Genomic DNA, 13,446 nt, shown 5'->3' on the forward strand with positions numbered 1-13,446 from the left:
GCACTAAAAAAGGGGCGACCAATACGGTCGCCCCTTTTTTTGCGATTTGCTCAGCGAGTCAAGCCAGATCCACCAGAACAATCTCGCTGTCCTCGATGGCCGTCACCCGCAACACGGGCTCATTGGCAACCGCGACACCATCTCGAGCTTGTGCACGCAAGCCATTGACTTCAATGACCCCGGTGGCCGGCACCAGGTACGCACGGCGCCCGGTGTCCAAATGGTATTCGGCGGACTCGCCGGCCTTCAGGTTGGCCGCTACCAGCCGGGCATCGGCGCGGATGCGCAGGCTCTGGTCGTCGCCTTCCTTGCCGCTGGCCAGGGTGACAAAACCTTCGCGGTCGCCTTTCGGGAACGGCTTGGCGCCCCAGGACGGGGCCAGGCCGGACTCGTTCGGGATGATCCAGATCTGGAAAATCCTCGTCGGCGTCGCTTCCAGGTTGTACTCGCTGTGGGCGATCCCGGTGCCGGCGCTCATGACCTGGACGTCACCGGCTTCGGTGCGGCCCTTGTTGCCAAGGTTGTCCTGGTGGGTAATGGCGCCTTCACGGACATAGGTGATGATTTCCATGTCCCGGTGCGGGTGTTGCGGGAAACCGGTGCCGGGAGCGATCACGTCGTCGTTCCAGACCCGCAGGTTGCCCCAGTTCATACGCTTGGGATCGTAGTATTCGGCGAACGAAAAATGGTGGTGAGCATCCAGCCAGCCGTGGTGAGCGCCGCCGAGCGAGTTGAAAGGTCTGAGTTCAAGCATGATCGTCTCCAGAAAAGGTTCGTCATGGGGCCAGGTGCCTGAGCCACGAAGCGAGACCGGTGAGTGATGACGGCCATCATCCAACAGGCAACAATCGATAAAAAGCGTAAAAAATGCCGCATTCCAATCGAATTAATTGATGTTAAATTACCTCGAAAGGCTCTCATTCAGCCTTCACTTCATCGTATAAGCCAATGAGCGATAAGCAATTGACTAGAACTCGACGGCAAATGCAGACACCATAGCGCTCAACAGCCTCACACCCTGGAGTCAGTCCGCGTGCCGCAACACACCCCCGATCTTCCGCCTGAACTTCGCCCCCTGGCCGAGATGCCGCTGATCAAGCGATGGCTCGCCCGATTCTTCGGCTACAGCCTGACCCGCCTGCACGCACAGCATCGTGCGTCGTGGTTGCATGGCCAGGCCGACGGTTTTCGCAGCGGTCACAGCGCCGGGGTCGATTACGGCTACAAGGAAGGCAAGCTCGAAGGGCTGGAGGAGGGTCGACAGGTTTTGCTGATCCGTGACTCGCGCAGCACCGAACACCGGCCGCCGAATGTCGATGACCTGCTGTTCGACGATTGGCGCCTGCCGTTGAGCGCCGAGTTGAAGAAACGCATGAAGGCCGATGTCGCCCGGTTGTTGCCCACCCATGCCCAACCCAGCGCCGCACAGTGGAAGATGATCTTCAGCGATACGCCGTCCACCTCGGTGATCGCGGGCGCTGGAGCCGGCAAATCGACCACGCTGGTGCTGCGTATTTTGCTGTTGACTCATTACCTGGGCTTTGAACTGAGTTCGATGACGGTGGTGACCTTCACCCGCGAGTCGCGCAAGGACTTCATCAACAAGCTGATCGAACTGTTTGCGCTCTGGGGCCGTGCGATCAGCTTCAAGGAGGCACGGGATCTGGTGCGCACCTTCCACTCGCGGATCCTGCCGATGGTGCGCAGTCTTCCGGGTTTCGAGCGTTTGCAGGCTTTCGAAAATCTAAGCCTGCGGGCCGCACAGGGTGATGAGGAGGTCGACAGCAATCCATTCGATCTGCGTATCAACGACGCTCAACGCCAACAGCTCAACGCCTGCTATCACCGTCTGCACAGTGACAATGAGCGTTTTCGCGAGCTGATCAAGCCATTGTCCCGGCATGCCCTGCAACTCAAGGAGCTGGAGCGCGATCACCCGGATGTACAGAAACGCATGGGCGTTACCGAACTGGCGGCCAAACGCGATGAAGAACTGTGCGACGCCATCGAGGACCTGTGGTTTCGCGCCGGTGCCTGGCCGATCAAGGGCATCGAACCCAATCGCCAGTCGTTCGATATCAACGGTTCGACCTTCCATTGTCACGGCTACATCCCGTCCCTGGATGCCTGGGTGGTGCTGGGGTTCGATCCTCGGGAAAACCCGCAGGTCACGCGACCCAACGCCAAGCTGTCGGTACGCGCAGAGTGGGCAGTCAAACGCACCCTGTTTCAAGCATTCTGCCGTAAACCATTGATATGGCTGGATAGTTACGAGTCATCCAGGCGTGTCCTGGCCTCACTGGCTGGCGATGCCAGTGCCGGGCCGGGCTTCGATTACAAGGTCAAGGGCGAGCTTGCTTCTGCGCCGCTGCTCGATTGCTTTGTCGCCGCCGCCGGGTTCATCGAAAACCTCGGGCTGGATGTGCCGAGCGCCGTCGGCCAGATGAGTTTCGCCAAGGACGATCCCGACCGGTTCTTCTTCGAGGCCTTGAGCCTTTACTGGCGGGCGCTGGAAGATCACTTGCTGGATCAGAAACCGCCGATCATGACCTACAACCGGATGTTCGCTCTGTTCAGCGAGCATTCGCCGCAGAACCTCAAGCTACTCGGCGATGAGCTGCTGCGGCCGCTGTCACACCTGATGATCGACGAATTCCAGGATGTCTCGCCGCAGATCGTCTCCTGGATCAGGGCCAGCCTGGCAGAGATCCGCAGTCGCGGGCCGGCCATGCATGTCGGGCGCGGCGCCCAGCGTTCCTCGCTGCTCTGTGTGGGCGATGACTGGCAGTCCATCTATGGTTGGCGCGGCAGTTCGCCGAGCTACTTCATGGAGTTCAACAAGGAGTTCCCGTCCCCGAGCACCACCAAGGTCATGCTCAGCGACAACTACCGCAGCCACCAGCACATCATCGATGCCGCCGAGCACATCGTGCGCGCAGCACCGGCGATTGCCGGGAAGAAAGCCAAGGCCAGCGGTGAACCCAAGGCATTGCTGCCAGTGAACGTCCTCGATCGTGATGACCAGGGCATGGCCCAGCGCCTGATGGAGCATTACCGAAAGGGCGATTCGATCTTGATGCTTTATCGAAAAAGTAGCGATAAGTTATTGATAGAAGAGCATATTCAGTCTGTACTTAATGTTGATTCTAGCTTGCCGCATGAGGCTCGCAGGCTCAAGCAACTGACCTATCACAGCGCCAAGGGCCTCCAGGCCGATGCGGTGTTTTTGTTGGGCGACTGCCAGCATCTGACCAGCTCGCCTTACAAGAATCAGGTTTACCGGATGGCGGGCCTGGGCAAGGCCGGTGACAGCGAACCCTACGACAACGCCCAGAAGGACGAGATCCTGCGGCTGGCCTACGTGGGTATTACCCGCGCTGTCAGCCATTGCTACTGGTACGTCGATGCACAGGACACCCAGGCCGCGAACATGCCCAAGGCCTCTGACCGGATCGGCAAGGGCAAGGCGTTCTTTGTCGATCATCGTAAAAGCCAAACCACTGCCTGACTTCTGTAGGAGCGAACTCGCTCGCGATGGTCGTTAACGATAACGCGGGTGGTCTGATTGAACGCGGCGCCCTCAAATTCATCGCGAGCAAGCTCGCTCCTACAGGTACAGGGAACAGCGCTCAACAAAAAGCCCACTTGAAGTGGGCTTTTTTAACATCTGAGCCTTCAGGCATAACTCCGGAGGGCTTGAGGTGGTACGAAGGCTTCAAGTTCATCCTCCACCGCTTCAATTATCAGTTCTACATCCGCGGCATTCATGACGGTGGCGCAGGGAATGCCGGCAATGGCGATCATGGTCTCGCCAGTGGCACGATCAAAAAGACGGGCAATCATGCTGCCCGGCGCGTCCATGCTCGCCTCGAAACCCATGGGATGAAAATGCCAGCGCATCAGCTGGCAGGCGTTTGGAAACGTGACCTTACTGAACCCTTTATTCATGTGTTGCCCGCCTTCATTATCGAGCGCGTCCGTTAGCTCATGGTAGGAGGGAAGAACCTTCATTGGTTCAACCAGTGACAGTTTTTAAAAGTAGCACCCGGATGTGAAAATAATGTGGAGTTTTCAGGTTGTTTGGCGATTGCCAACGTTTTTTTTGATCCAGCTCACGCTTATCGACCATTTGCCGGCACCCGTCACCCTCGGTTTAGTCGTTGAAGACAACGCGCAAGTTGGGCAAGCTCGGTCTTTTGCCGTCGAGATGTTCAATGCACGCCGATGATGATGGCCCGCTGCAAACCCAGGCCACGGGCGAGACGGTCATGCGCTATCACTTGCGCTGGAAGCACCGGGATCTGGACGGCGTCATGGCGCTCTATCACCCTGAAGTCCAGTACAACGATTTCTTCCAGAACAAAATCATGGGCCTGGCCGAATTGCGCGAGTACGTACGCAACAGCATGCCCCGGGATCCGGATGAGGCGCTGGAGCATTCCGACCGCATTCGACTGGACGGCAACACGGCGTTCATTCAGTACCGCATCACCCTGCGCGGCGGTGAAGGACTGGTGTCGTTCCGCGCCAGCGAAGCGATCACCGTCAAGGACGGGCTGATCTGGCGGGTCAATGAATATGCGTCATTGGTGCACGAGCAACCCGGCAGCAAAACGTCCGGCAACCAGCGCCCGGCGGTCAGCCGACTCGGCCTGTCGCCGCGCCAGTTGAGCTTCATGGCCGATGACCTGCAGCAGTATTTCCAGGGTCAACAGCCTTATCTGGACCCGGAGCTCGATCTGCAACGGGTGGCGAAAGAGTGTGGCTACAGCCGCAACCAGATTTCCTACCTGTTGAACCAGGTGCTGGGCCAGAGCTTCTACCGCTACGTCAACCAGGCGCGCCTGCAACATTTGCTTGCAGCGCTGGATGCCGCGACACCACCCGTGCGTATCGACGAACTGGCCTTCGCCGCCGGATTCAATTCGCTGTCGGCGTTCTACAGCTGTTTCCGCCAGCACACCGGCCAGTCCCCCAAGGCCTACGTCAAACAAATTTCTTTGCGTGCACGCGCGCAAGACAGCGCCTGAGCCCACGCACTAGGATCGACGCCATCGAAGTTTGAGTGGCGGAGTCTTGCATGCCGGCGTGGCGCACTATCAGTTTGTGGATGGACCAGCTCGACGAGCCGCTATTGGCGCGTCCGGCGCTGGAGCGGGACCTGGATGTCGACGTGGCGATCATCGGCGCGGGCTACACCGGGCTCTGGACCGCGTACTACCTCAAACAGCACAAACCTGATTTGAGCATCGCCATCGTCGAAGCGCAAACCGCTGGTTTCGGCGCGTCGGGGCGCAATGGTGGCTGGCTGATGGGCAATTTGCTGGGTGAAGATCGCCTGCTGGCCAATCTGCCGGCCGAAGATCGCCGCACCTCTTATGATCTGTTGCACAGCATTCCGGATGAAGTGGAGATCGTCCTCGAACGCGAGGGGATCGACTGTGATTACCGTAAAGGCGGCGTGCTGTATTGCGCAGCACGCTATCCGGAACAGGAGGCCAGCCTGCGTCACTATCTGGACGATCTTCATCGCCAGGGGCTCAACGACAGCCACTATCGCTGGCTGAACCCGGAACAACTGGCGCAACAGATTCGTGTCGCCAAACCTTACGGCGGCATCTACGCGCCGCACGTAGCGACCATTCACCCGGCCAGGCTGGTACGGGGGCTGGCCCGGGCGGTGGAGCGCCTGGGCGTCAGAATCTACGAAAACAGCGCGGTCACCCATTGGCAGTCCGGCAGTCTGCGCACGGCCAAAGCTTCGGTGCGCTGTCGCTGGGTGGTGCCGGCGGTAGAAGGCTACTCCGTGACGCTGCCGCCATTGGGGTGTTACCAGATGCCGGTGCAAAGCCTCATCGTCGCGACCGAGCCCTTGTCGGCGGCCACCTGGGACGAGATCGGCCTGAGTCGTGGCCAGGCGTTCAGCGAGGCCAGTCGCCAGGTCACCTACGGTCAGCGCACCGCCGACAACCGATTGATCTTTGGCGCCCGAGGCGGCTATCAGTTCGCCGGAAAGCTGCGGCACGACTTCAACCTGACCTCTGACGAAATACAGCTGCGGCGCTACTTGTTCGGCGAATTGTTCCCGCAGTTGAAGAACGTGCAGATCACCCATTCCTGGGGCGGCAACCTGGGTATGTCCCGGCATTTCCAGCCGCACATGCTTTGCGATCGGGCCAACGGCATTGCCCTGTCTGGCGGCTATGGCGGGGAGGGCGTCGGCGTTAGCAACCTGGGAGGTCGCACGCTGGCCGACCTGATCCTGGGGCGCGACACCGATCTGGTGCGCCAACCGTGGGTCATCCCCCAGCGCGGCCTCGATGCACTTCGGGCCTGGGAGCCGGAGCCGATCCGCTGGCTCGGCTACAACGCGATCATCCGCAGCTTTGTCCATGAGGACCAGACCCTGGCCAACCCGGCCACTGCGCCCTGGCGGCGCAAGCTGGCCAGCGGGGTGGCTGGTTTCATGGAAGGTTTCATGCACTAAACGCGCTTCTACATCGACAGGTATTCCCATGAGCATCACGCACTTCAAGAACACCGCAACCCTGAAACTGGACGAATCCAATCCGGTCGCCGTGCCCCTGGGTACCCCGGTGGCCGTGGCTTCGACCACCAGCGTCGAACGCGATGACGGTGTCGAGACCGGCGTCTGGGAATGCACCCCGGGACGCTGGCGGCGGCAGATCGTCGCCCAGGAATTCTGTCACTTCATCCAGGGCCGCTGCACCTTCACCCCGGACGGTGGCGAGCCCCTGCACATAGACGCCGGCGACGCACTGATGTTGCCGGCCAACAGCCTCGGCATCTGGGACATCCAGGAAACCGTGCGCAAGACCTACGTTCTGATTTTCTGAATATTCAATTCTTTGAAATTTGAAAGCTGATCCTTTGATTGCCTGCCAACAAAAAAAACCTACAGGAATCGACTCATGATCCGAAAGACACTGACCCTGGCCCCGCTGTTGCTCGTGGCATCGATCAGCCAGGCCGCCGAAACCGTCAAGATCTACAACTGGTCGGATTACATCGCGCCAGACACCACGAAAAATTTCCAGAAAGAAACCGGCATCGGCTTCACCTACGACGTCTATGACAGCAATGAGACCCTCGATGGCAAGTTGATGACCGGCAAATCCGGCTACGACGTGGTGTTCCCGTCCAACCACTTCATGGCCCGACAGATTGAAGGCGGCGCTTTGAAGAAGCTCGACAAGAGTCAGTTGTCGAACTGGAAAAACCTCAACCCTGTATTGCTCAAGGCATTGCAGACGAACGACCCGGGCAACGAACACGGCTTCCCGTACCTGTGGGGCAGCACCGGCATCGGCTACAACATTGCCAAGGTCAAGGCCGTGCTGGGGGACAACGCCCCGGTGGACTCCTGGGACCTGATCTTCAAGCCCGAGAACATGCAGAAACTGCAGAAGTGCGGCGTGGCCATCCTCGACAATGGCCCCGAGCTGCTACCGGCGGCGTTGAACTACCTCGGGTTGCCGCCTCACAGCAAGAACCCGGAAGACTACAAGAAGGCCGAAGCCCTGCTGATGAAAGTGCGGCCGTATGTCAGCTATTTCCACTCGTCCAAGTACACCAGCGACCTGGCCAACGGCGATATCTGCGTCGCAGTCGGTTTCTCCGGCGACATCCTGCAAGCGGAAAACCGCGCCAGGGAAGCCAACAACGGCATCGACATCGGCTACTCGATTCCCAAGGAAGGCGCCGCGATCTGGTTCGATATGGTCGCGATGCCGGCCGACGCTCCGGACGAAAAGGCTGGTTACGCCTTCATGAACTACCTGCTGCGCCCGGACGTCATGGCCAGCGTCAGCAACTACGTGCATTACGCCAATGGCAACGAGACGGCCGACAGTCTGATCGACCCGGCGATCAAAAACGACACCAAGGTTTACCCAAGCCCGGAAATGATGGGCAAGCTGTTTGCCCTGGAAGCCATGCCGCTGAACATCGACCGAGTGCGTACCCGGGTCTGGAACAAGATTCGCACCGGCAGCTAAAGCGGGGAGCGGCCATCGGGACAGGACGTCCCGATGCCATCGTCTTCAGCCGACCGGCTCGGCTGCACAACTCATCTGGCCTGAGCCGGGTATCTGGAAAAACACGTCATCGTCGATTTGCCAGAAGCTGTAGCTGCCTTTGTAATCCTTGCCCGTGTACCGGGTTCCGGAATTGTCGGGCACCTGATCCAGCGTCACCGAGGTGTTGGCCCATTTCAGGAACACCACGCCCGGTTCGACGGTAAAGAAGGTCGCGGCGACCAATGAGTTAAACCCTGCGCAACGATAAGCCAATGGGCCTTCCGTGAGCCTGCTGGGGTCCTTGGTTCTGGCAATGGCCGAACCCTGGCGCAGTTGGAACGCACGCTCGGCATAACTTCGCACGACGCACGCCCTGGCTTGAGCCCCGCCACCACACTGGTTACGGGACTCAATCCAGAACCGCTGATCGATCTCGACTTTATTCGGGCGCGGCACTGAATGGTCGTCGCTGAGCGCCAGGAGATAAAGGCGATCGAGTTCCAGGTCCATGCGCGCCAGTTGAGGGTCGTGACAGATAAGCTTTTCGGCGGATGCCTGGGGCGTGGCGCAATCGAAACTGGTTTTGTACGTTGGCAAAGGCTTTGGCTTTGGTTTTGCCTTTGTGGCGGCGTCACACAGGCTCGCCGTCACGCACGTGCTGACGGCGAGCACAGAGGCCAGAAGTGGCATGACCATTTTCATTTCGGCGTCACCTGAGTCTTTGCGTGATGCCCGTATTGCAACGCCTGTGCCGAAGCGTTGCACAGTCATTCGGTCGCACGGGGTCTATCGAGTGTAAAGCAGTGCTCGAAACCTGCCACATCGTGCCAGGAGAAACGTCAGTCTTCTTCTTCGCGAATCGTCGCCACTTCATCGGCCCTGACTTTCACCATCGCCCCCGAAATGTCCTCAAACTCAAAGAATCCGTCCTTGGTTTTGGTCTTCGGCATGTCTTTGGTCAGGTATTGAGTGCCGTTCTGCAGCGTCACCACCGTTTGCGTAGAGCAACCGCTCAGCGCCAGCAGGGCCGCTACAGCCAGGGGCAAGCCCAATGTCTTGATGTCCATGATCAACCTCCCGTTCGTTTAAAGCAGCGCCATCAGCCCGAGGCTGTCACTGCACCTCTATGGCGGTTGGTGCCGCCGGGGGGAAGAAAGTTCTACTGCCTTGGGAAAAATCCGTATTGCGCCGCCATTTATCCTTTTCCGATTGCGCCACGCGGCGTGGAACTGGTATCTGTATGCATAACCAGTACCCTCGCCATGGCCCATTTCCCAGTGACCGCAAATCCCCTCGACGATCCGTTCTATTACTTGAACAACTTCATGCAAGTGCTTGATTGGCTTGAGCAGCGCTTTGCCGATGTGCTGAGCGTCGACGAACTGCGTTTCATTAATGAGTTTAAGCGGTTGCCCCGTGAGTCGCAGGCACTGTTGGTCAGAATGGTCATGCGCAAGGGCGTTCATTTCAGGGCGAGCAAACTGCATTACGAGGAAATCGGCGATACCGGCAGCGCCGTCGAGCCGCTGTTAGCGCTTGGTTGGGTCGATGAGCAAATGCCATTGGCGGTCGAAGCGCTGTTTGAGGTGCTGCTCAAGGGGGAAATCCTCCAGGCCTTTGGCCCGGCGATCGATCAACCCAGAGGCAAGAAAGCCGATTGGTTGCCGGCGCTGTGCGAACAGTTTCCCCAAGTGCAAAGCTTCAATGATTGGTGCCCGACCCTGGACGAGCGCCTGTTCAGTCTGACCATCATGCAATTGTGCGATCGCCTGCGCCTGATGTTTTTCGGCAACCTGTATCAGGACTGGTCGGAGTTCGTGTTGGCCGACCTTGGTATCTACACCTACGAAAAAGTCGAATTCTGCGCCGAATCCCGTGGCTTGCGCAGCCGCGAAGACGTGGATGCCTGCATCCTCCTGCACGGGTACCAGCAACAATTCGAGGCCGGTGAAGCGCTGGAAGAGGTGGCCGAACGGATCAAGGAGCTGGCGCTGGACAATCCGTGGTTGCAACGCCGGCGCGGCAAGCTGCTGTTCCAGATGGCCCAGCACTGCGAACGCATCGCGGATTTCTCCATGGCCCTGAGCCTGTACCGCGAATGCGCTTATCCCGGCGCGCGGGCGCGGCTCATCCGCGTGCTGGAACGCAGCGGCCAGTTCGAGCAGGCCATGGACCTGGCCGAGCTGGCCGAACAGGCACCGGAAAGCGCCGCCGAACGCCAGCAATTACTCCGCGTGCTGCCACGCCTGCGGCGCAAGCTTGGCGGGCCGCCGATCAAGCGGGCAGCGCCTCGGGAAATGCAGCGTCTGGACCTGCAATTACCCCGGACAGACCCTGCGTTATCGGTGGAGTTCTACGTTCAGGCACACCTTGCGCAAGAGTCGGCGCCGGTGCACTACGTCGAAAACAGCCTGGTCAATTCACTGTTTGGCCTGCTGTGCTGGCCGGCGATTTTCGCGCCTTTGCCGGGTGCGTTTTTTCACCCGTTCCAGCGCGGGCCGGTGGATCTGCTCAGCGAAGACTTCCAGGTCCGCCGGGCCGAACTGTTTCAGGCTTGCCTGGCCGAACTCGACGACGGGCGCTACCGGCAGACCATCCGCGAACGTTATGCCGCCAAGTGGGGCGTGCAGTCGCCGTTCGTGTTCTGGAGCGTGCTCAGCGAAGCGTTGCTGGAGCAAGCCCTCGATTGCCTCCCGGCCGAACACCTCAAGCACTGGTTCAATCGCCTCTTGCTGGACATCAAGGCCAATCGCGCCGGCATGCCGGACCTGATCCAGTTCTGGCCGCAGCAAAAGACCTACCGCATGATCGAAGTCAAAGGCCCGGGCGATCGCCTGCAGGACAACCAGCTGCGCTGGTTGGAGTTCTGCCATGAACACCAGATGCCCATCGCCGTCTGTTACGTGCAATGGGCGGAGCAGGGCGATTGAGCTATAGCATCGCGGTGCGGGCGCTGTGCGAGTTCACCGCCAAGGTCGGCGATCTCGACCTGCGCTTCACACCGTCACCGACCGCGCTGGAAGGTATCGTCGGTCACCGCACCGTGGCCTCGCGACGCAGCGAGGGTTACCAAAGCGAAGTCGCCCTCGAGGGCCAGTATCAGACCTTGACGGTCAAGGGCAGGGCGGATGGTTATGACCCCGGGCAAAACTGCCTGGAGGAGGTCAAGACCTACCGCGGCGACCTGAGCAAACAACCGGCCAACCACCGTCAATTGCATTGGGCCCAGGTGAAAATCTACGGCTGGTTGATGTGCCGCAAACTGGATCTGGCACGGATCAATCTGGCACTGGTGTATTTCGATATCGTCAGCGAAAAGGAGACCTGCCTGGTCGAGCTTTTCGAAGCCACCGAGCTGCAACCATTCTTCGAACGGCATTGCGCGCGGTTCCTGCAATGGGCCGAGCAGGAAGTCGCCCATCGAGAAGGGCGCAATCGGGCCGCGCAGGGCCTGGCCTTTCCCCATGCCGGTTTTCGACCGGGGCAGCGCCATCTGGCCGAGTCGGTGTTCAAGGCCGTCAGCACGGGGCGCTGCCTGATGGCCCAGGCGCCCACGGGCATCGGCAAGACCCTGGGCACCTTGTTTCCCATGCTCAAGGCGCTGGCGCCGCAGCAACTGGACAAGGTGTTCTTCCTCACGGCGAAAACCCCGGGGCGGCAACTGGCCCTGGACGCCGCGCAAGTGATTCTTTCCAGCGTCGATGCGCCACCGTTGCGGGTGCTGGAGATGATCGCCCGGGACAAGGTCTGCGAACACCCGGACAAAGCCTGCCACGGCGAGTCCTGCCCACTGGCCCGGGGCTTCTACGATCGCCTGCCCGCCGCTCGGCAGGCGGCCAGCCAGATGAGCCTGTTGAACCAGAGCATCTTGCGCGAGATTGCCCTGGCGCACGATGTCTGCCCGTATTACCTGAGCCAGGAAATGGCGCGTTGGGCCGACGTGGTGGTTGCCGACTACAACTATTACTTCGATTTCAGCGCGCTGCTGTTCGGTCTGGCCCAGGCCAACAACTGGAAGGTCGCGGTGCTGGTGGACGAAGCCCACAACCTGGTGGAGCGCGGCCGGCAGATGTACAGCGCCAGCCTCGATCAGGCGACCTTCAACGGCGTGCGCAAAACCGCGCCTGAAGTGCTGAAAAAACCGATGCAGCGGGTCAACCGCGAGTGGAATGCCCTGCATAACGGGCAAACCGGCGCCTATCAGGCCTATGACAAGGCGCCGGAAAAGCTGCTTCAGGCACTGTCATCGTGCAGCGCCAGCATGGGTGACTACCTCAACGATCACCCTCAAGGCCTGGACAGCACGCTCCAGGGGTTTTACTTCGACATGCTGCACTTTTGCCGGGTCGCCGAACTGTTCGATGAGCAGTTCCTGTTCGACATCAGCAAGCGCGACCTGGAGCGCCAGCGCAACCTCTCGCAACTGTGCCTGCGCAATGTGGTCCCCGCCGGGTTCATCCGCCCACGCCTGACCGCCGCGCGGAGCACGGTGCTGTTTTCCGCGACCCTCAGCCCGCGGCACTATTACGCCGATTTACTGGGAACACCGGCGGACACCGTGTGCATCGACGTCGAGTCGCCGTTTCACGCCGATCAACTGCAAGTGCACATCGTCGACCAGATCTCCACCCGGTTCGTCCATCGCCAGTCGTCCCTCGAGCCGATCGTGGACTTGATCGCCAGACAGTTCTGCGAGCGCCCCGGCAATTACCTGGCGTTTTTCAGCAGTTTCGATTATTTGCAGCAGGTGGCGCAGTTGCTGGCCGAGAAACATCCGCACATCAGTCTGTGGTCACAGTCCCGAGGGATGGGCGAAGCGCAGCGCCAGCAGTTTCTCGACCGGTTCCACGCCGACGGCCAGGGCATCGGTTTTGCGGTGCTGGGTGGGGCCTTCGGTGAAGGCATCGATTTGCCCGGCGCCAGATTGATCGGCGCGTTTATCGCCACGCTGGGGCTGGCGCAGCTCAATCCGGTGAACGAGCAACTGAAACGGCGCATGGCCGCGATTTTCGGTGCCGGTTATGACTACACCTATCTTTATCCCGGTGTGCAGAAAGTGGTACAGGCCGCTGGACGGGTGATCCGTACGCAACAGGATCAAGGGGTGGTGATGTTGATCGACGACCGTTTTGGCGAGAGCAAGGTCAGGCAGTTGCTGCCGCGTTGGTGGGCGTTTCAAAATCCCGGCATGACGCATACTCCAAACCAGCGCTGCGGGCCATTGAGCAGCACCCCCCCAAGGCCTCAGCCAGACACTCAACGGGCGAATCACGGCGAACAGCACCAACGCGACCCGCAGCGCCCGCCAATCCCCGTGTGCGATCAGCACAATACCGACGCAGGTAAGGCGATGTGAGCGCCAGGGTCAGCAACACGGTCCCCTGCACCGCCACCCAGGCAGTAAAGT

The 13,446-nt window shown here is 60.0% G+C and carries 11 protein-coding genes; 7 read left to right on the plus strand and 4 right to left on the minus strand.

Annotated elements, in window-relative coordinates; genetic code table 11:
* Window positions 1-58: 58 nt before the first annotated feature.
* Entirely contained in the window at window positions 59-754 is a 696-nt protein-coding gene (locus tag AC3ITA_RS13650) for a pirin family protein (protein WP_489280622.1), read from the minus strand.
* Between the two features lie 279 nt (window positions 755-1,033).
* Here AC3ITA_RS13650 and AC3ITA_RS13655 point away from each other — a divergent pair, with 279 nt between their 5' ends.
* Window positions 1,034-3,508, plus strand: coding sequence for a UvrD-helicase domain-containing protein (locus AC3ITA_RS13655; RefSeq protein WP_489280624.1), 2,475 nt, complete (start codon window positions 1,034-1,036; stop codon window positions 3,506-3,508).
* A 167-nt stretch (window positions 3,509-3,675) separates the two neighbouring features.
* On the opposite strand, the gene AC3ITA_RS13660 is transcribed toward AC3ITA_RS13655, so the two are convergent.
* A complete protein-coding gene (locus AC3ITA_RS13660) occupies window positions 3,676-3,948 on the minus strand; it encodes a DUF1652 domain-containing protein (protein ID WP_095942234.1) in 273 nt (90 codons plus the stop codon).
* Between the two features lie 266 nt (window positions 3,949-4,214).
* Here AC3ITA_RS13660 and AC3ITA_RS13665 point away from each other — a divergent pair, with 266 nt between their 5' ends.
* The 4 genes from AC3ITA_RS13665 (at window position 4,215) to AC3ITA_RS13680 (ending at window position 8,018) form a co-directional block, all read left to right on the plus strand.
* Window positions 4,215-5,030, plus strand: a complete 816-nt coding sequence (locus tag AC3ITA_RS13665; RefSeq protein WP_150672488.1) for a helix-turn-helix transcriptional regulator — start codon at window positions 4,215-4,217, stop codon at window positions 5,028-5,030.
* 50 nt (window positions 5,031-5,080) lie between these two features.
* Window positions 5,081-6,487, plus strand: a complete 1,407-nt coding sequence (locus tag AC3ITA_RS13670) for an NAD(P)/FAD-dependent oxidoreductase (protein ID WP_095942180.1) — start codon at window positions 5,081-5,083, stop codon at window positions 6,485-6,487.
* Between the two features lie 28 nt (window positions 6,488-6,515).
* A complete protein-coding gene (locus tag AC3ITA_RS13675) occupies window positions 6,516-6,857 on the plus strand; it encodes a cupin domain-containing protein (protein ID WP_095942179.1) in 342 nt (113 codons plus the stop codon).
* 75 nt (window positions 6,858-6,932) lie between these two features.
* Complete coding sequence (locus AC3ITA_RS13680; protein ID WP_414927601.1) at window positions 6,933-8,018, plus strand: polyamine ABC transporter substrate-binding protein; 1,086 nt, start codon at window positions 6,933-6,935, stop codon at window positions 8,016-8,018.
* Window positions 8,019-8,063: 45 nt separating this feature from the next.
* Here the strand turns inward: AC3ITA_RS13680 and AC3ITA_RS13685 are convergent, their stop codons facing one another.
* Together AC3ITA_RS13685 and AC3ITA_RS13690 are read right to left on the minus strand one after the other, a co-directional pair.
* The gene (locus tag AC3ITA_RS13685; protein WP_489280626.1) at window positions 8,064-8,741 is read right to left on the minus strand and encodes an MliC family protein; all 678 of its coding nucleotides are present in this window, start codon (window positions 8,739-8,741) and stop codon (window positions 8,064-8,066) included.
* A gap of 137 nt (window positions 8,742-8,878) precedes the next feature.
* The gene (locus AC3ITA_RS13690) at window positions 8,879-9,106 is read right to left on the minus strand and encodes a YgdI/YgdR family lipoprotein (RefSeq protein WP_095942176.1); all 228 of its coding nucleotides are present in this window, start codon (window positions 9,104-9,106) and stop codon (window positions 8,879-8,881) included.
* Between the two features lie 195 nt (window positions 9,107-9,301).
* Here AC3ITA_RS13690 and AC3ITA_RS13695 point away from each other — a divergent pair, with 195 nt between their 5' ends.
* Together AC3ITA_RS13695 and AC3ITA_RS13700 are read left to right on the plus strand one after the other, a co-directional pair.
* Entirely contained in the window at window positions 9,302-10,969 is a 1,668-nt protein-coding gene (locus tag AC3ITA_RS13695; RefSeq protein ID WP_489280627.1) for a VRR-NUC domain-containing protein, read from the plus strand.
* Entirely contained in the window at window positions 10,966-13,395 is a 2,430-nt protein-coding gene (locus tag AC3ITA_RS13700; protein ID WP_489280629.1) for an ATP-dependent DNA helicase, read from the plus strand. Before AC3ITA_RS13695 ends, AC3ITA_RS13700 begins: the two co-directional genes overlap by 4 nt.
* Window positions 13,396-13,446: the final 51 nt, after the last annotated feature.

The sequence above is a fragment of the Pseudomonas sp. GL_090 genome, assembly GCF_057837765.1.